The 17660-nt window shown below is 53.1% G+C and carries 20 protein-coding genes; 19 read left to right on the top strand and 1 reads right to left on the bottom strand.

Annotated features, from left to right (window positions below):
- Complete coding sequence (locus tag FH749_05635; protein MTI94959.1) at positions 1-1014, bottom strand: hypothetical protein; 1014 nt, start codon at positions 1012-1014, stop codon at positions 1-3.
- A 121-nt stretch (positions 1015-1135) separates the two neighbouring features.
- Here FH749_05635 and FH749_05630 point away from each other — a divergent pair, with 121 nt between their 5' ends.
- From FH749_05630 to FH749_05540, 19 genes are all read left to right on the top strand, one after another.
- The gene (locus FH749_05630) at positions 1136-1660 is read left to right on the top strand and encodes a hypothetical protein (protein MTI94958.1); all 525 of its coding nucleotides are present in this window, start codon (positions 1136-1138) and stop codon (positions 1658-1660) included.
- 193 nt (positions 1661-1853) lie between these two features.
- Positions 1854-2060, top strand: coding sequence for a hypothetical protein (locus FH749_05625; protein ID MTI94957.1), 207 nt, complete (start codon positions 1854-1856; stop codon positions 2058-2060).
- Positions 2061-2125: 65 nt separating this feature from the next.
- Positions 2126-3184 carry an AI-2E family transporter gene (locus FH749_05620; protein MTI94956.1) on the top strand — a complete coding sequence of 353 codons (1059 nt, stop codon included), beginning with the start codon at positions 2126-2128 and terminating at the stop codon, positions 3182-3184.
- A 271-nt stretch (positions 3185-3455) separates the two neighbouring features.
- Complete coding sequence (gene alaS / locus FH749_05615; protein MTI94955.1) at positions 3456-6074, top strand: alanine--tRNA ligase; 2619 nt, start codon at positions 3456-3458, stop codon at positions 6072-6074.
- A gap of 96 nt (positions 6075-6170) precedes the next feature.
- Complete coding sequence (locus FH749_05610) at positions 6171-6431, top strand: IreB family regulatory phosphoprotein (protein MTI94954.1); 261 nt, start codon at positions 6171-6173, stop codon at positions 6429-6431.
- 5 nt (positions 6432-6436) lie between these two features.
- Complete coding sequence (locus tag FH749_05605; GenBank protein MTI94953.1) at positions 6437-7381, top strand: aldo/keto reductase; 945 nt, start codon at positions 6437-6439, stop codon at positions 7379-7381.
- 15 nt (positions 7382-7396) lie between these two features.
- Positions 7397-7810: a Holliday junction resolvase RuvX gene (gene ruvX, locus FH749_05600; GenBank protein MTI94952.1), complete on the top strand. Its 414-nt coding sequence runs from the start codon at positions 7397-7399 to the stop codon at positions 7808-7810.
- Complete coding sequence (locus FH749_05595; GenBank protein MTI94951.1) at positions 7803-8066, top strand: DUF1292 domain-containing protein; 264 nt, start codon at positions 7803-7805, stop codon at positions 8064-8066. The genes ruvX and FH749_05595 overlap by 8 nt, the downstream gene beginning before the upstream one ends.
- Before the next feature lie 18 nt (positions 8067-8084).
- The gene (gene mltG / locus FH749_05590) at positions 8085-9185 is read left to right on the top strand and encodes an endolytic transglycosylase MltG (GenBank protein MTI94950.1); all 1101 of its coding nucleotides are present in this window, start codon (positions 8085-8087) and stop codon (positions 9183-9185) included.
- 14 nt (positions 9186-9199) lie between these two features.
- A complete protein-coding gene (locus FH749_05585) occupies positions 9200-10411 on the top strand; it encodes a U32 family peptidase (protein ID MTI94949.1) in 1212 nt (403 codons plus the stop codon).
- On the top strand, positions 10408-11040 hold the full coding sequence (locus FH749_05580; GenBank protein ID MTI94948.1) for a uridine kinase: 633 nt from the start codon (positions 10408-10410) through the stop codon (positions 11038-11040). Before FH749_05585 ends, FH749_05580 begins: the two co-directional genes overlap by 4 nt.
- 40 nt (positions 11041-11080) lie before the next feature.
- Positions 11081-12751, top strand: a complete 1671-nt coding sequence (locus FH749_05575) for a penicillin-binding protein 2 (GenBank protein ID MTI94947.1) — start codon at positions 11081-11083, stop codon at positions 12749-12751.
- A gap of 61 nt (positions 12752-12812) precedes the next feature.
- Positions 12813-13514 carry an RNA polymerase sporulation sigma factor SigK gene (sigK, locus tag FH749_05570; protein ID MTI94946.1) on the top strand — a complete coding sequence of 234 codons (702 nt, stop codon included), beginning with the start codon at positions 12813-12815 and terminating at the stop codon, positions 13512-13514.
- 53 nt (positions 13515-13567) lie between these two features.
- Positions 13568-14086, top strand: coding sequence for a YqeG family HAD IIIA-type phosphatase (locus FH749_05565; GenBank protein ID MTI94945.1), 519 nt, complete (start codon positions 13568-13570; stop codon positions 14084-14086).
- Positions 14087-14147: 61 nt separating this feature from the next.
- On the top strand, positions 14148-14342 hold the full coding sequence (locus FH749_05560; GenBank protein MTI94944.1) for a hypothetical protein: 195 nt from the start codon (positions 14148-14150) through the stop codon (positions 14340-14342).
- On the top strand, positions 14339-15094 hold the full coding sequence (locus FH749_05555) for a hypothetical protein (GenBank protein ID MTI94943.1): 756 nt from the start codon (positions 14339-14341) through the stop codon (positions 15092-15094). The genes FH749_05560 and FH749_05555 overlap by 4 nt, the downstream gene beginning before the upstream one ends.
- A gap of 94 nt (positions 15095-15188) precedes the next feature.
- Complete coding sequence (locus FH749_05550; protein ID MTI94942.1) at positions 15189-15620, top strand: hypothetical protein; 432 nt, start codon at positions 15189-15191, stop codon at positions 15618-15620.
- A 10-nt stretch (positions 15621-15630) separates the two neighbouring features.
- On the top strand, positions 15631-16677 hold the full coding sequence (locus FH749_05545; protein MTI94941.1) for a type II/IV secretion system protein: 1047 nt from the start codon (positions 15631-15633) through the stop codon (positions 16675-16677).
- Positions 16674-17651, top strand: coding sequence for a type II secretion system F family protein (locus tag FH749_05540; protein MTI94940.1), 978 nt, complete (start codon positions 16674-16676; stop codon positions 17649-17651). The genes FH749_05545 and FH749_05540 overlap by 4 nt, the downstream gene beginning before the upstream one ends.
- The last annotated feature ends 9 nt before the right edge of the window (positions 17652-17660 follow it).

Below are 17660 nucleotides of genomic sequence, written 5' to 3'. Positions count from 1 at the left end.
TTAGTCCAGATTATCATAGCAACCGGGGATGTACTTGCGGTAAACATCGGGCCGCATCTCCTGAAATACCTTTGTGTCGCTTTCGCTGCGAACTTTGTCCAGGGCGGCAAAGTCCCAATCAGCAAAAATTATGCTCTCTTCGTCGGGCGGGGTCTGGGCCAACACGCCAGAGTAGTCAGCGGTTAAATCCAGGGGGGCGAGGATTGAAGAGGGACCGCTATAATCCTTGGTAAATTGCTTGCTAATATCGTTCTTTCCAACCAGACAACTGTGGATGCCGAAGGTCTGGTTGTCCTGGCAGCGCGACCAGGCACCGGCCCGGATTTTGCTCCAACATAACCGTCCGGGGCAGGCAGAGACATTGATTAACACTTTGGCACCTTTTAACGCCAGCACCCGGGATATCTCCGGGAACATGCCTTCATAGCAGATAACCACGCCGATGGGGCCGAATTCAGTGTCAAATGTCCTGATTTCATGGCCCGGTTCGCAAATATGAGTATCTTCGATATACAGATGAATTTTGTTTTGATGCCCCAAACAACTGCCGTCGGGGCCAAATACATAGGCCGCGTTCACTATTTCTCCTGTCTCCGGGTCAGGGGCGTAGCAACTGCCTGCGACCACATAAAGTTCATATTTTGCGGCAGCGGAGGCAAACACACGCTTATAGGACTCCAACAATTGGGGTCCGTTTTTGCGAACCTCGTTTTTAAAGATTTTCGGCATGTCCTGGAGAGCAGTGAGCTTATCCAGACTGGCAGCGAGAATTTTTTTGCCGAACTTGCCCACTTTGGCCTCCGGTTCGGTTTCGCTATAGGCCGCCGCCAAGGTTTTCACTAAGGGTTTCGCCATAAACTGGGTTACCAGCATCGCGCCGCAACCTTCCGGAAAGGCAATCAGGCGGCAATTTTCTTTTTTGGCCTGGGCTATAAATTTGTCGACATCGGCAGCAAAGCTGGCTTCGGTAGGATGAATTTTTACTTTTTGCTGAACACAAGCAACTCGGATCATTTTTTGCCCCCTTAAATTCGTTACTAGCTTATTAATACGGTGTCGGCCGGGAAAATTCCTCCCCCGGGTATTTTTTGCAATCTCCGGGGCATGCTAAGGATAAACAAAAAAGGGGTGACCGATGCGGAAAGCCAGCGACATCCTGGGAATGCCGGTACTTAGCTTGGAGGATGGCAAACAAATCGGTTATATAATGGAATTGCTTTTTGACCTGGATAGACGGCGCCTGCACGCATTACAGCTGGGTTCCGGGGGAATTTTGGATCGCACCCGCCTTTTGGTGGCGGACAAGTTAAAAGAAATCGGCCGTGACGTTCTCGTGATAGACGGCCCGCACCAAGTAATAAGCGGCCGCGAAGCCGGCAGTATTCGGGAAGGTCTGCACTCGATGGAGAAACTAAAGCAAAAGACAGTTTACACCAAGTCGGGAAATCGCTTGGGCACAGTTCAGGATATTGTGCTTTCAGGGCTGGACATTGAGGCCTTGGAACTGTCGGAGGGATTGCTGTACGAGTTGTTTCATGACCCGATTCAGGTTCCGCTTTCGGGGCCAGTGGTGTTTGGCGAAGGTATAATGGTTGGCGATTACCTACAACCAGGATCTGAAGGTAAAGAGGAATTAGAGACGCCCCCGGGGGAAAGATAGTGTTAGTGGAGGGTTAGAGATGAGATGTCCCAATTGTGATTGCCGGGACGTAGGCAAAGTGGCAAATAACCAATTTTATTGCTGGAGTTGTTACGTCTTATTCAGTTTCGACAGTAAGCTTCAGCCGACTATTTATGAAGTTGATACCGAGGGCACATTAATAGCGCTGGAATAAACGACCGGAGGTGGATTTGTGCGCAGAGGATATTGGACCGGATTTATTATGGGCGGCTTGGTGGGAATGTTGGCAGCTCGGGCATATGGTGGCCGGATACTGGATAAAATGTTTCCCGGGCTGCTGGACGAAACGGACGACAATGAAAGTTATCGAGACATGGATGCCGGCGGTGAAGATTTCCGGCCGGTTAGATACAGACGCAGATACAGACGTAAATTTTAGGGGCGATTTTTCGCCCCTGTTATTATTTTTCGGGGAAAAACAATACTATAAAGGGGGGTGATTATGTGTTGGGGCGTATGCTTCAGAGTTTGACTGTCCGTAGAATTATTCTCGGGTTTACTGGCCTTATCTTGGTTATGCTTGCGATAATCTTTCGGCAACGATTGATGGCGATTTTTACGCCATTTTTGGTGGCACTGATTATCTCCTATGTATTGAATCCTGTGGTAATCTGGTTGCAGGACAAAAAATTCAATCGCACTTTGGCGGTCTTTGTAATTTATTTCGTGTTTTTTGGGTTATTGTTTATAGGTATCGCCCGCCTGGTGCCGGTGGTTACCGCGGAGGTAAACCGTCTGGCCAGCCGGATTCCTGAGTATACCGCCCAGATCCAAACATATATAGTTGAGTTTAACGAAGCGACAGACCGCTTGCAGCTCCCGCAATCGGTGGAGCTGGCGCTCGAGGAGAACATCCACAATCTTGAGGCGTATCTGCTCGGTCTGTTGGGGAGAATGCCAGAGTTTACAACCAATATCGCCCGGGCGATTTTTAATATCGTCTTGATTCTGATTCTGACATTCTATTTCTTGAAGGATTTTTCGTTGGTCAGGGATTCCTTCTATCGCCTGTTGCCCAGGGAACATCAGGCAAAAACCAGGAAAATCATCTACGAAATTGATCACAGCTTAGGCAATTATATCCGCGGTCAATTGATTATAACAACGATAATTGCCATCTCCACATATTTGGGGCTGTTATTCCTGGGCGTGGATTTTGCCCTAATCCTGGGTCTGATTGCCGGCATTACTAACATCATCCCTTATTTTGGGCCGTTTTTCGGCGCGATTCCTGCTGTACTGGTGGCTTTGCTTAAGTCGCCTATCCTTGCGCTGAAGGTTGCGATAGTGATAACATTGATTCAGCAGGTGGAAAGCCATTTGGTTGCGCCCCAGGTCCTGGGAAAAAGCATGGGCATGCACCCATTGATTGTCATTCTTGCGCTTTTGGCTGGGGGACAGTTTATGGGGATTACCGGAATGATTATCGCTGTTCCGGTTTTGGCGGTGCTGCGCATCCTGCTGCGCAATTTGGTGATTCCGGTTTTCCGTGGCAAAAGTTGACACCAATCGGCCATGGCTATATAATCAGTATATATGTTGCCTGCGAAGGGGTCAGTCAGCCCCTGCTGTAGCCAGAGAGGGACCGGTTGGTGCAAGGTCCTGACAGCCCGCTGACAGCCGCCCTGGAGGCGGGAGTGATGAGCTCCCCGGGTGATTCCGTTAAAAATCATTGGAGCTGACCGGCGCTTTTGTGCCGGTAACCAGGGTGGTACCGCGGTCAACCCGTCCCTGACAGGGAGGGGTTATTTTATTTCCCGGAAAGGTGATGAAAATGCAAGGTAATGAAATACGTAGACGCTACCTGAAATTTTTTGAAGGCAAGGGCCATACCATCATTCCCAGCGCAAGTTTGGTCCCCGATAATGATCCCAGCTTGCTGTTGATTGGCGCCGGCATGGCGCCGCTAAAGAAATATTTTACCGGCGTCAAAACGCCACCCACACGGCGTATGGTCAATTCGCAGAAATGTGTCCGTACCGGCGATATTGAGGAGGTGGGCAAGACAGCCCGTCACCACACGTTCTTTGAAATGCTGGGCAATTTCTCCTTTGGCGATTATTTCAAGGAAGAGGCAATTACCTGGGCCTGGGAGTTTTTGCTGGAGCATTTGCATCTCGAGCCGGAAAAACTTTGGGTATCGGTCTATCTCGATGATCAGGAAGCCTGGGAAATCTGGAACAAGACTATAGGCGTGCCGAAGGACCGGATTGTCCGCCTGGGCAAAGAGGACAATTTCTGGGAGATTGGCGTCGGCCCCTGTGGCCCCTGCTCAGAGATCTACTATGATATGGGCCCGGAACTGGGCTGTGACAATCCTAAGTGCCAACCCGGGTGTGATTGTGACCGGTATCTGGAAGTCTGGAACCTGGTGTTTACCCAGTATGACAAAGATGAGGAAGGGAATTATAACCCGCTGCCCTCACCGAATATCGACACTGGCATGGGCCTGGAGCGGATTGCTGCCGTTCTCCAGGGGGTAAAGACCAATTATGATTGTGACCTGATTTTACCGCTGATCGAACACTATGCACAGTTGGCACAGGTCGAGTACAGCAACCCGCGTTATACCGCTTCCCTGCGGGTGATCGGAGATCATCTCCGGGCAGTGGTCTTTATGCTGGCTGACGGCATTTTGCCAGCCAATGAGGGCCGGGGCTATGTGCTGCGCCGCCTTTTGCGCAGAGCCGTCCGTCATGGTATGCTCTGCGGATTGAAGGGGAGTTTTCTGCACACCGGAGTCCAAAAGGTTGTAGATATGTTTGGCGATGTTTATTCTGAACTCTCTGCCAATCAAGAGCATATTTTAAAAACTGTAGTTAATGAAGAGGAGCGGTTCCTGGCTACCATCAGTCAGGGAATGGATTTAATGGAGCGGGAACTGGCGGCACTTTCAGCCGGAGGAACTCTGGATGGTGAGACGGCGTTCAAGCTCTATGATACCTACGGCTTCCCCCTAGACCTGACCCAGGAAATTGCAGCCGAGCGGGGATTCGTTGTCGATGAAAAAGGTTTTGCTAATGCACTAGAGCAGCAGCGTGCCCAAGCCCGGGCTGCCCGGAGCGAAGTGGACGCGATGATGACCAGAGATCTGTCCGGTGAATTAAAGGATGTGCCTGCCACTGAGTTTACCGGTTACGGTGCCCTGTCGGCTTCCGGACGGGTGCTGGCAATACTTGCCCCGGATAAACGGGAACAGGCCGCTGTCGGTGAACAAGTTATCCTCGTCTTGGATAAAACTCCTTTCTACGCGGAAGGTGGCGGTCAGATTGGCGATACTGGCATCCTTCAGGCCGGCAGCGCCAGTGTCCAGGTGGAAAATACGACTGCCACAGGCGGCATAGTTCTGCACCACGGACAGGTGGTTACAGGAGAAATTGCCGTCGGAGATTCGGTGGTGGCCGAGGTTTCCGGTCGACGCCGGGAGATTCAGGCCAATCATACAGCCACCCACCTGCTGCATAAGGTCCTGCGGGATGTGGTCGGCGAGCATGTGCGTCAGGCCGGTTCCCTGGTGGAGCCCGGGCGGCTGCGGTTTGACTATACCCACACATCACCGCTGACACCTGAGGAGTTGGAGCAAGTAGAGGGCCGGGTTAACGCGCTGATTGCCAGCGATTTGCCGGTGACCGCAGCCGAGATGAGCCTGGATGAGGCCCGGAAACAGGGGGCAGTGGCGCTGTTCGGCGAGAAGTATGGTGATCAGGTGCGGGTAGTTTCTGTGGGAGATTTCAGTCAGGAGCTATGCGGCGGCACTCATGTGAAGACTACTGCCAGAATCCGCGGTTTTAAAATAGTTGGCGAAACCGGCATTGGTTCCGGCGTACGCAGGATTGAGGCAATCACCGGTGATGCAGTGCTTCGGCATTTGCATACAGTGGAAACCACTTTGACCGCTGCTGCTCAGGCTGCCAAAACAAAACCGGAAAACCTTGTCGAGCGCATTGGCGAACTGCAGGCGGAACTGCGCCGTTATCGTCAGGAGAACGAAAAATTACAGAGCCAGATTTTTTCACTGCAAACATCCAGCATCCTCGATCAGACAGAAGATGTCAACGGGGTGCCGGTGCTGGCCCGACAGGTAGAGAGTGCCGACATGGCAGCGTTGCGTAATCAGGCGGAACAATTGGCCGCAAAACTCAAGTCAGGAGTAGTGGTCTTGGCGACAACTGCCGATGACAAGGTGAATTTAGTTGCTGTGGTCAGCAAGGACTTGTTGAAATCCGGACTCCATGCCGGAAAATTGGTTGGTAAAGTTGCCAAGGCAGTGGGCGGTGGCGGCGGCGGTCGACCCGATATGGCCCAGGCTGGCGGACGCAATCCTCAGCAATTGCCCCAGGCCCTGGAACAAGTTCCGACAATTGTTGCTGAGCAAATGCAGGCCGGTGAATAGCGGCCGTCTGTTGGGGAATATAATTATCTAGCAGGAATTTTTGCCCAGAGAGTAGAATCCATCTATAAGCATTTAATAAATAGGGGGTGGACGCATGTGGATAACCATACTCAGGAAACTGTAAGTTTTCGGCTCGATGCCGAGGAGTCCAATGAAACCCGCACCATCTTGGTTGAAGTGTTCACGGCCTTGAAAGAAAAAGGATACAATCCAATCAACCAAATTGTCGGTTACCTTATTTCCGGAGACCCGGCTTATATCACCAGCCATCGCAATGCCCGCAGCCTGATTCGCAAGCTGGAACGGGACGATATTCTGGAAGAACTTGTGACCGCATATCTACAAGAGGTAGAATAAAATTGTTGCCGGTTATCAACCTGGGCGACTCGGGAATCGCCGTCAGTCGCCTGGGTTTTGGAACGTTGGCTCTCAGCCCCCTGCAAACTTCCCTATCTGTGGAAGAGGGGGCTGAACTTTTGTGTTACGCCTGGCACAAGGGCGTGACTTTTTGGGATACTGCGCAAATTTACAACAATTATCCTGTGTTGAAAGCTGCTTTGAGTAAAATTAAGGGAGAACCGGTGATTGCCACCAAAACCTATGCCTATACTGCATGTCAGGCCCGGGAGGCGGTGGAGGAGGCCCGACGCGCTTTGGGCAGGGATGTCCTCGATATAGTGTTGTTGCATGAGCAGAGCGCCCTGACTCTGCCCGGACACCGGGAGGCCCTGGAATGGTTGGCTGAAGCCCGAAGTAAAGGGGCTATCCGAGCAGTGGGGATTTCCACCCACAGTGTGTCAGGGGTGCAGGCCGCATTGACGTGGCCGGAAATTCAAATCCTGCATCCCCTTTACAATCAGGCAGGAGTAGGTATCCGGGATGGCAATGCCGAGACAATGTCTAAGGCCCTGTTGGATGCCCAGGCAAGCGGGCGCGGGATTTATGCAATGAAGGTTTTGGGTGGAGGCAGTTTGTATCGTGACGCTGGTACTGCCATCGCCCATGTGCTGGGTATGCCATGGTTTGAGAGTATGGTCATTGGCATGGTCAGCCAGGAAGAGATAGACTTCAATCTCGCTTTGTGCAATGGTCGCAATCCGGCGCCAGAGCTTGCCAGCGCGACTTTGGGCAGAAAACGACGCCTGCACATTGCCGACTGGTGCAGGGGGTGCGCTGCCTGTGTCAGCGTCTGTCCCCAGGCGGCATTGCAGATAGAACAGGGGAAGGCAATTGTTAATCATGACCTCTGTCTATGTTGTGGCTATTGCAGCCGTGTCTGCGGGGAAATGTGTCTTAAAATAATTTGAATAGAGGTGCCATTGATGCGGATAATGGCCTTAGATGTCGGGGAAAAAAGAATTGGGGTAGCGGTCTCTGACCCCCTGGGAATGACTGCCCAGGGAATCAAGGTACTGGCTAATGATAAAAAAACTTTTGCTGAAATTAAAAAGTTATGCCAAGAATATGAAGTGTCCCGTCTGGTGATAGGGATGCCCCGGAATATGAATGGAACCTACGGCCCGGGCGCTGAAAGCGCTGAGCAGTTTGCCGAGGAGCTTGCAATTACAACTGGACTACCGGTGGATTTTGAAGATGAGCGCTTGACAACAATGGCCGCGGAGCGGGTGTTGATCGATGCCGATGTTAGTCGGCGGAAGCGCCGCAAAGTAGTGGATAAAATGGCAGCAGTGATAATTTTGCAAAGCTATTTACAACGAGGTGAAAAAAATGTCTGATGACAGCAATGTTATTCAATTGTATAATGAAGAAGAAAATCAACTCTTGAACTTCATCGAATACCGGCGGTTGCAAGTGCGGGGCCGCAATTACGCCCTGCTGCAACCGGAAGAAGATCAGCAAACCCTGATACCGTTTCGGGTTGAGCAGGTAGTCAGCGATGAAGGCAATGCCGAAGAAGAAATGTATGTATATGTTATTGATGATGATGAACTGGCAGCGGTAGAGGCTGCCTGGCAAAAACTGCATTCTTAAATAAAGCGGGTGAAATTCATGGCAAAAAGCCAGCATGAAACCAAGACCAGCAGACCCCGGCTCTTGGTGCCAATCCTAATTGTCCTGTTATTACTGGTTACGGCTCTTTCCACCGGCGCCTACATTGGCTATGGTATTTTGCAGGACAATCTCGGTCCGGTTAGCGACGATAGCACAGAATTTCTCGTAACTGTCCCTCAGGGTGCATCCAGTGCAAGGATTGGCGATGTTCTCGAAGAGGCAGGAGTGATTAAGAGCGCTTTGGTCTTCCGTCTTTATCTCAGGTACCATGAACTGGATGGTAGAATCCAGGCCGGCGACTATATGCTCAGTCCATCATCCGGTCTTGAAGAAATTGTGGACAAACTTGTTTCTGGCGACGCTTTTATCGACACATTTCGATTTACGGTTCCGGAAGGTCTGTTTATCTCCGACATTGCTGCCCGCCTGGCCAACAGGGGGATTGTCGATGAGGAACGTTTTCTGGAGCTGGCAAATGATCTGTCTAATTGGGATTATTGGTTTGTGGAGCAGATTCCCGAGGGGCTGGAATTTCCCTTGGAAGGATATTTGTTCCCGGATACCTATGAAATGCGCGCTGATGTAGAGGACCGGGAACGGGCGGTTATCAACACCATGCTCAGGGGCTTTGATCGCGTGTTCACTGAAGAAATGCGTGAAGCCACCGAAGCCATGGGCATGACGGTGCATGAAATCGTCACTTTGGCGTCAATCGTCGAGAAGGAAGCAGTTGTAGCCGATGAGCGTCCGCTGGTTGCGGCGGCCTTCCACAATCGGTTGATAGATCGGGCTGAAACTTACTTTATGCTGGAATCATGTGCAACGATCAATTATATCCTGCAGGATTTCTCCATTCGCGATATTTCTCCGTACAGGGACATCGACTCTCCTTATAACACGTACATGTATCCCGGCTTGCCTCCGGGGCCGATTGCCGGACCGGGCGCCGGTTCGTTGCGGGCCACTGTATTTCCAGCCGATGTTGATTATAAATTTTTTGTCGCCAAAGATGATGGCAGCAGTGAGCACTATTTCGCTGCCACTTATGCCGAGCATGTGCAAAACGCCCGGAGGGCAAGGGAGAACAGACAAAACTAACGGAGGCAGAGGCTATGAAACCTGAACTTTTAGCGCCGGCCGGTGATTTGGAGAAACTGCGAACCGCCATTGTCTACGGCGCAGATGCCGTATACCTGGGCGGACAGGCCTTCAGTCTCCGGGCCGGCGCCGGTAATTTTAACGAGGCAGAGCTGATTGAAGCGCTGTACCACGCCCACGCTAATGGCGTCCGGGTTTATGTAGCGATTAATATCTACGCCAAAAACAACGACTTGCAACCTTTGGAGGAGTATGTGCGTTGGCTTGAGGCCGCTGGCGTGGACGCTGTGATTGTCTCCGATGTCGGGGTGTTTCAAACTGTGCGTCGGGTGGCACCGGGTCTGGAAGTGCATATCAGCACCCAGGCCAGCACCAGCAATACCGCAGGCGTGAATTTCTGGGGAGAGCTTGGCGCCCGGAGAGTGGTTTTGGCCCGGGAACTTAATCTCGAGGAAATCAAGGATATTGCCGACAATACCGAGGTCGAGCTGGAAACCTTTATCCACGGCGCCATGTGCATGGCCTGGTCGGGCCGTTGTCTAATCAGCAGCTTCCTAACCGGCCGCAGTGCCAACCGGGGCGATTGCGCCCAGCCCTGCCGCTGGAAATACCATCTGGTGGAGGCCCAGCGCCCTGGCGAATATATGCATGTGGAAGAAGATGAGCGGGGCACTTATATTTTCAACGCCCGGGATTTATGCATGCTGCCCTATGTTCCCCAGTTGGCGGCCGCTGGAATTGCCAGCTTTAAAATCGAGGGCCGGATGAAGAGTGTGCATTATCTGGCAACTGTAGTCAACGCTTATCGACAGGCGATTGACGCCTGGTGGCAGCAGGGCGATAATTATCAGCTGGATCCGGCCTGGTTGGAAGAATTGGATTTGGCCAGTCACCGTCCGTGGAGCACCGGATTTTACTTTGGCGCCCCCGGCGCTGAAGGCCAGTTCACCGAACACTCCCGCTACCTGCGCCACGCCGCTTTTGTAGGTGTTGTCCGCGGTTGGCAGGATGGTGAGTTGCTGGTTGAGCAGCGGGGCAATTTTGCCCGAGGGCAGACCCTGGACTTGGTGCTGCCGGGCAGCAAGCCGGTGAGTATAAAAGTTGAAGCCATGACGAATGCTGAAGGGAGGCCTCTGGAGCGGGCGCCCCATGCCCAACAATTGGTGAAAATTCCCTGGCCACAACCGGTGCCAGAGTTTACGGTGTTGCGGAGGCGGGAGCAATGAATGACGGGCCTTTGTTGATTGGGATTGCCGGTGGGACAGGCTCAGGCAAGACCACTGTTACAAACGCCATCGTTGAGAGTTTGCCGCCGGAGAGTGTGGCTGTGCTGGAGCACGATAGTTATTACAAGGATCAATCCGATATCAGCTTTGAAGAGCGGCTGCACACCAATTATGATCACCCCTTTGCCTTTGACACGCCGCTCTTGATCAGTCATTTGGAGAAATTACTGCAAAACCAGACGATTGAAAAGCCGGTCTACAGTTTCGTTGAACACACGCGTTTGGCCAGGACAGAGCGGGTGGAAAGCCGGCCAGTGATAATCCTGGAAGGCATTTTGATTCTGGAGGACAAACGCATCCGCAATCTTCTCGATATAAAGGTCTATGTGGATACCGATGCCGATGTTCGAATCATCCGCCGCATTTGTCGGGATATTCAGGAGCGGGGACGAACGCTGGAATCTGTTGTGGAGCAGTATCTGTCGGTGGTGCGGCCAATGCATATGCAATTTGTTGAGCCCACCAAACGATATGCCGATTTAATCGTTCCGGAAGGCGGTCAAAATTTGGTAGCGGTAGATATTTTGGTCAGTAAAATCCGCCATTTGCTTGATAACTCAAAAGGATAAAGCCCTGCCCCCGGGTGATACTAGCTCCGGGGGTGTTTTTGTGTCCGCCGAGCGTCGAAAACGAATTACAGCACTGATGTTATGCTTTCTGGTTACTTCTCTAATTTTAATCTTTCGCCTGGCTTGGTTGCAGCTTGTCCAGGCCAAAGAGTTGGCGCAAATCGCCACCTATCATCATACGCGGACTGTGTTTTTGGACTGGGGCCATGGCAATAGCGGGCGGGGACAGATTACAGACCGCAACCTCGCGCCCCTGACCGGAGCCCAGCCCCGGTCCGGTCTCGCGGTGTTTACCCAAGTGGGCCGGGTCGAAGAAACAGAAGCTGACTTCAACAGTTGGCTCAATTGGTTGGAATCCAGAACCGGCCTGGACACCGAGACAATAATTGAGCGTTCCCGGAACCGGCAGCCTTTACCGCTTGTGGCCCCGCTGGCCCCGCAAATAGAGCTTCCCCATTGGATTAAACCTGTAACTTGGGACTGGGACGACGAGCTCAATTTCCGCCGGTATACATATACTTCGCTGGCTTGCCACGTGTTGGGGATTGTCAACGACAATGCTGGACTTTTAGGTCTGGAAAAGAGCTTTGATAGCTTCCTCAGTTGTCAGCGCCCGGCTGTGGCTGCATTTGTCACCGCCGGCAATCAGTTGATTCCCGGTCTGGGTTACCGGGAAATCGGCGCTGAGCCACCGGTTCTGGTCACTACATTAGACCTGGAAATTCAGCGCATTGTTGAATCAGTCTGGAACCAATATATCGATACCGGCCGCGTGCCGCCCACCGGTGCGTTGCTTGTCCTCGACCCCAATACCGGTGAAATCCTTGCCATGGCCAGCAGGCCTGAAATTATAGGCGCCGAGCATCACTATAACCGGGCGGTGCGCAAATCTCCCAATGTGCCGGTTTTGCCCCCGGCGTCGGTTATCAAGACATTGACCGCTGCGGTCGCCCTGGAGCAAGACATTAACTATCTCCAGGCCCGCTATACATGCACCGGAAGCATTACTTACGGCGCCAACAGTTTTGAATGTCACCAGGTTCATGGCGAGCTGGACTTGGCCGGCGCTCTTTCCCACTCCTGTAATGTCTATTTTGCCAAACTGGCGGTTGAGCTGGGTGCTGAGGACTTGCTCAAGATGGCCGAGGGCATGGGTTTGGGGGAGCCCCCGCCAATAGAACTGCCGTCTTTTGAGGTTGATGCCGGCCAACTGCCGACGCTTGCGGACTTGTCTACCGAGTCGGGGGTTGTAAATCATTTTGCTCTTGGCGGCAATAAGTTTGAGACTACGCCTTTGCAAGTGGCCGTGATGATGGCCGCTGTTGCCAATGGCGGTTACCGGGTGGAACCAAGTCTGGTTCTGGCCCTAGACGATGAGAAGCCGACGCCGGTAACTCCCCGTTGGACCAGGGTGTTTACTTCAAGCACTGCCCGCACAGTGGCGCAAATGCTCAACCAGGCGGTATTGAATAGAGAGAACTTGTACAATTTAACCGCCTGGCCCCGGGCCAGAGAACTTGCAGCCAAGACTGGCACTTCTGATCGCCTGCAACCCGGCAATTATGAGATCCGCTGGAATGCAGGTTTCTTCCCAGTCGATTCGCCCCGGTATGTTGTAGTTTACATGGCGGAGGTGCCCCCAGGCTGGTTATCGGTGCAGAGGGAACGGTTGCTGGCTGAGCTGGCCCACACCATTCTTGCCCGGGAATAATTGGTTGTCACGCAATTGACTTCACAGGCATATATATAGTGAGCTTAATATTGATAGGGGGATGCCTGTGATTCCTGCAGTTTTGCTATTGTTGGCCAACGCGGTTCGAGACTTGGCGCTTTTAGTTTCCCATATTAAGAACAGTTCTTTTCCCCAACCCCTAGACCCGAAAGACGAGGAACGGTTTATCAATTTGCTCCAGGAGGGGGATGAACATGCCCGGCAAAAACTGATTGAACATAATCTCCGCCTGGTAGCTCATATTGTCAAGAAATACGATAACACCCGCATTGATAACGACGACCTGATTTCCATCGGCACAGTTGGTCTGATTAAAGCAATTAACACCTTTCAACCCTCGAAAGGCGTGCGCCTGGCAACATATGCGGCCCGCTGCATAGAGAATGAGATTCTCATGCAATTGCGGAGCATGAAAAAAAGCCGCGATGACCTCTCCCTAGAAGAACCACTGGGAATCGACCAGGAGGGCAATGAATTATCCTTAATGGACATCCTGGGCTCGGAATCGGACTTATTCGAACGGGTGGAGCAAAAGCTCCAGATTGCCCGGCTAAAGGAGACGATTCAAAAACTGCCCCGGCGGGAGCGCTTTGTTCTGGAGCGCCGGTTTGCCCTCAAGGACGGACGCAGCTGGCCGCAACGGGAGATTGCTGCCAAACTGGGTATCTCCCGCTCCTATGTGTCTCGAATCGAGAAACGGGCATTGCGGATGCTTAATCATCAATTACACAGGAAAATTTAGCAGGAAATTGAACATCAATAACGAATAAATCTAGAGCGCCAAGGAGGTGGACAATGTTAGAAAAATTTAGCCCCAATTTATATGTAAAAAGCATTTACCACATTGATCTGGATAAATTATGGAATCGCGGCATCCGAGCAATAATTACTGATTTGGACAATACACTAGTTGCCTGGGACAGTCCGTTGCCAGACCAACGACTGATGGAGTGGTTGGGTATGGTTCAGGCCAAAGGTTTTGCTGTATTCATAGTATCCAACAACTCCCGGGATCGGGTGGATAAGTTTGCCAAGGCCGTGGGGATTCCGGCCATATCCAAGGCGATTAAGCCCCGGCGGGGCGCGTTTCGCACCGCCCTGGAGACTTTAGGTGTGTCAGCCACGGAAACGGCGGTGGTGGGCGATCAGATTTTTACCGATGTCCTCGGAGGCAATCGGCATGGCTTGTTTACGATTCTGGTCTTGCCGGTGAGCGACAAGGAGTTTTTCGGCACCAAAATCAATCGTGCATTGGAGCAGATGGTCTTGCGTCGCCTCAAACGGCGTGGGCTTACAGACAGTCCGGACGATTAAATGCATATCGGCACTCCCCTGGAGCATAGTATATAGATATAACATTTTAGGGGGTGCTGATGTGGAACAGGAACAAGTATACTTTCAGGAGTTGGATCTGTCCTCAGGACAGGCGCCGCTGGCGCTTTTAAAGCAGGTGGTTGAACGTCAGCCCCCTGCCCCGGGGCAGCGGCTGAACGATATCGGCCTGATTCGGGATGGAGAACGGGTGCTGCTCAAGCTCTATTTTGGGCAGGCCGGGGAGGAAGAAGAGTGAATCAACTATACCTGATTGGCCGGGCACCGGGCTACTCGCTGTCGCCACAACTGCACAGCGCCGCCTGCTCGGCCTTTAATTTACCCTGGGAATACAAACTGCTGGCGGTGCCGGAGTTCGCGGAGGCAATAGATACCTTGAGGTCGCCGGGCTGCATCGGCGCCAATGTCACAATCCCCTATAAGGAGGAGTGTATCCGCTACCTGGATGAACTGGACCCAGTGGCGGAACAATTGGGCGCTGTTAATACCATCGTGCGCAGGGACAAGCGCCTAATAGGTTATAACACCGACGTCGTGGGTCTCAACCGGGATCTCGTCCGGCTTGGCATAACAACCACCGGCCGCAAAATCCTTATCTTGGGCGCAGGTGGCGCCGCTGCTGCCGTGTTAGCTAACTTGAACTCTTCGGCAACAGTAACCATTGTCTGCCGGCGCCAGGAACAGGCAAACGACCTGGCCAAGCGGTTCAAGCAGGCAGTGGAACATATCCCTTGGCACACACCGGAGTTGTCGGAGGCCGACCTGATTTTTGTCTGTACACCCCCCGGGGTCTGGCAGCGCTGGTCCTGGCCGCAAAAAGCGCTAATCTATAATCTAAATTATCTTGAGAACGATATACTCCATGCAAACTATTATTCAGGTTTAGGAATGCTGGTCTTTCAGGCAGCCGAAAGTTTCACGCTCTGGAGCAACCGCCCGGCGCCTGTGGCTGCGATGGCAGCTGCAGTCAATTTACCGCTGACACCGTAAGGTGTTTTTTCGTGTACAGAATTTTCGGATTCTTGCAGGAAAACAGTCAACTGGTGGCGAAAAAAATAGAAAAAGTTGAGGGGAGCGATTAGCGTTGGATTTTAAACTAATTTCTGTCGCGGTCGCTTTGGCAATTCTCGGCCTTGGCATGGCGGTGGTGGCGCCGGTGGGAGTAGACCTGGCTGCGGTTCTCTCAGCCGAACAGGCAGCGGAGCGCCTTGCAAGGGAACTGCAACACTATCAACAGCTGGCTGTGGCCCAAAACACAACCTTTGAGTTCGCTTTTTTCCCCTTCGATAATTGCTACGTAATTAAAGACCTTTCCGGTCAATACCCGGTTGCTCAGACAATTTGGCTGCCAGCAGGCGTGGAGTTTGACTACCTAAGCTATCAGCACCAAGTCCGCTACCATCCCAGCGGCCGGGCCAGTCAAAACGGCAGGATCTCCCTTACCCATGAAAACTGGCAGGGAAATGTGCAAATCATTATTGCCAACCATTCCGGTCGGGTACGGGTCCAGCGTTAGGAGGTAAATCATGCTTGCCGAGTTGTTAAATTCAGCGGTGGACCTTCGCGCCACCGACGTGCATATCGAACCGACGGAAGAACAATTTCGCATCCGCATGCGTATCGACGGCCAACTGCTGCCCGGGCGTACATTGCCCACCGGGGAGGGCCGCCAGCTGATCAGCATCATCAAGGTGGAATCGGGCATGGATGTGGCCCAGCGCATGCTGCCCCAGGATGGCAGCTTCCACAAAGTCGTGGCGGGCAGACATTTTGACCTGCGGGCCGCCTCCCAACCCAGCATCCTGGGGGAAAAGCTTGCCCTGCGTCTGCTGCCCTGTGAGCCTTTGAGCCTGGATCTGGGCGAACTGGGCATGCCCCAGGCAATGGCCGAGGAGTTTTCCCGCATGGTTTTGAGGCGTCAGGGCCTGCTACTGGTCACCGGTCCCACCGGCTCGGGTAAGACCACCACACTCTACGCCGCCCTGCACCTCCTGGACAGGAGCCGGGTAAATATCATGACCTTGGAAGACCCGGTGGAGTACCGGCTGGCCGATGTGGTGCAAACCCAAGTCAATTACCGCAGCGGACTGGATTTTGCCACCGGGCTCCGGGGCCTGTTGCGTCAGGATCCGGATGTGGTCCTGGTGGGGGAGATTCGCGATGCCGAGACGGCGGCAATCAGCGTACGGGCGGCGATGACCGGGCACCTGGTCATGGCGACGATGCACAGCCTCACGGCCCGGGGGGCTGTAAACCGCTTGCTGGAGATGAACTGTGCCCGCTATCAGGTGGCAGGGGCGCTGAACGGTGTCCTGGCGCAACGGCTGGTGCGGCGCCCCTGTACTTGCAAAAAGGGGTGTCAGCGTTGCATGGGCAGTGGCTGGTTTGGCCGGGTGGGTATATTTGAACTGCTTAATGTAACCGGACCCTGCCGTCAGGCAATTCTCACCGGTAACGAACCAAATCCCCCTAAGCCAACCCTTCTGGATGACTGTCTCCACAAAGTGGAGCAGGGGCGCACAACCAGTGATGAGTTGACTCGCATTGCTCTGGAAATGGAGGGGCATGTATGAAGTATCTGCTGCTCTGTACCAGGCAATTGGCTTCGATGCTAAGAAGCGGCCTGCCCCTGGTCACCGCCCTGGAGCATTTGTCCGCATATTTCCCCCACCGGGGCTATGCCAAGGCCACAGGAACGCTGGCCACCACCCTGCGAAACGGACACCCGGTCCACCAGACAATGGCCGGCATGCCCAAATTATTTCCAGACTTCTACTGTCGCTTGCTGAAGATTGGCGAGGACAACGACAGCCTGCTCCCGGCCCTGGAACTTTTGGGCCAGCATTATCAGCAGCGCTGGCAAATCCAGAACCAGCTGGCGCGGATGTTGTTTTATCCGATGCTGGTGCTCACTGTCGCCGGGATAAGTGGCCTGGTGGCCCTCTGGCATGTGACGCCGGTATTCGCCGACCTCTACGCCGGTCTCGATGTAATTCCTCCGCCGGCGACACAAGCGGTGTTTGCCCTTTCCCAGGCGCTGACGCCATTCCGGTTCGCCCTGATTGCCCTCCTGATTGTTGCCGCACTGACAGGGACAACGATGTGGATAAGAAGACTGCCCTGGCAGGCACGAGCAAAAATCCCGATAATGCGCAGCATCAATTGTTATTACTTCTGCCGGATTACCGCCATGACGGTGGCAGTAGGTAAGAACTTAGAGCATGGATTGGAAATGGCCGCGACCCTGAACCCGTCTGGGCCGGCGCCGTCTGTGCTCAAAGACCTGCGCATGGGAATCGATCTGACCACGTCGCTGGCGGAAAGTCCCGGCCTGCTGCCGGCCTTTGTTGCCCAGGGCGAAATTACCGGTGATATGGAGTCCACCCTGAAACGGGCTGCAGATTATTATCTGGAGGAGACGGAGACCGGGTTCGCAATGTTGCAGCGCTATCTTGAACCCTTGTCGGTTCTGGCGGTTGGCGGCTTGGTGGCCTTGCTGCTTCTCACGCTTATGCTTCCTTTGTTGGGCATAATGACTGCTATTTAAAGGTAGGTG

The sequence above is a fragment of the Bacillota bacterium genome (assembly GCA_009711825.1).
Taxonomy (GTDB): Bacteria; Bacillota; Proteinivoracia; order UBA4975; family VEMY01; genus VEMY01.
The sequence above is the reverse complement of the archived record's forward strand: the minus strand, read 5'-3'. Positions and strand labels throughout refer to the sequence as shown.

Bases quoted from the DNA above. Each gene is read 5' to 3' on its own strand.
- sigK (MTI94946.1), top strand. From the start codon at position 12,813: ATGCCTGTGATTCCTGCAGTTTTGCTATTGTTGGCCAACGCGGTTCGA.
- FH749_05595 (MTI94951.1), top strand. From the start codon at position 7,803: ATGTCTGATGACAGCAATGTTATTCAATTGTATAATGAAGAAGAAAAT.
- FH749_05635 (MTI94959.1), bottom strand. From the start codon at position 1,014: ATGATCCGAGTTGCTTGTGTTCAGCAAAAAGTAAAAATTCATCCTACC.
- FH749_05580 (MTI94948.1), top strand. From the start codon at position 10,408: ATGAATGACGGGCCTTTGTTGATTGGGATTGCCGGTGGGACAGGCTCA.
- mltG (MTI94950.1), top strand. From the start codon at position 8,085: ATGGCAAAAAGCCAGCATGAAACCAAGACCAGCAGACCCCGGCTCTTG.
- FH749_05545 (MTI94941.1), top strand. From the start codon at position 15,631: ATGCTTGCCGAGTTGTTAAATTCAGCGGTGGACCTTCGCGCCACCGAC.
- ruvX (MTI94952.1), top strand. From the start codon at position 7,397: ATGCGGATAATGGCCTTAGATGTCGGGGAAAAAAGAATTGGGGTAGCG.
- FH749_05540 (MTI94940.1), top strand. From the start codon at position 16,674: ATGAAGTATCTGCTGCTCTGTACCAGGCAATTGGCTTCGATGCTAAGA.
- FH749_05630 (MTI94958.1), top strand. From the start codon at position 1,136: ATGCGGAAAGCCAGCGACATCCTGGGAATGCCGGTACTTAGCTTGGAG.
- FH749_05585 (MTI94949.1), top strand. From the start codon at position 9,200: ATGAAACCTGAACTTTTAGCGCCGGCCGGTGATTTGGAGAAACTGCGA.
- alaS (MTI94955.1), top strand. From the start codon at position 3,456: ATGCAAGGTAATGAAATACGTAGACGCTACCTGAAATTTTTTGAAGGC.
- FH749_05565 (MTI94945.1), top strand. From the start codon at position 13,568: ATGTTAGAAAAATTTAGCCCCAATTTATATGTAAAAAGCATTTACCAC.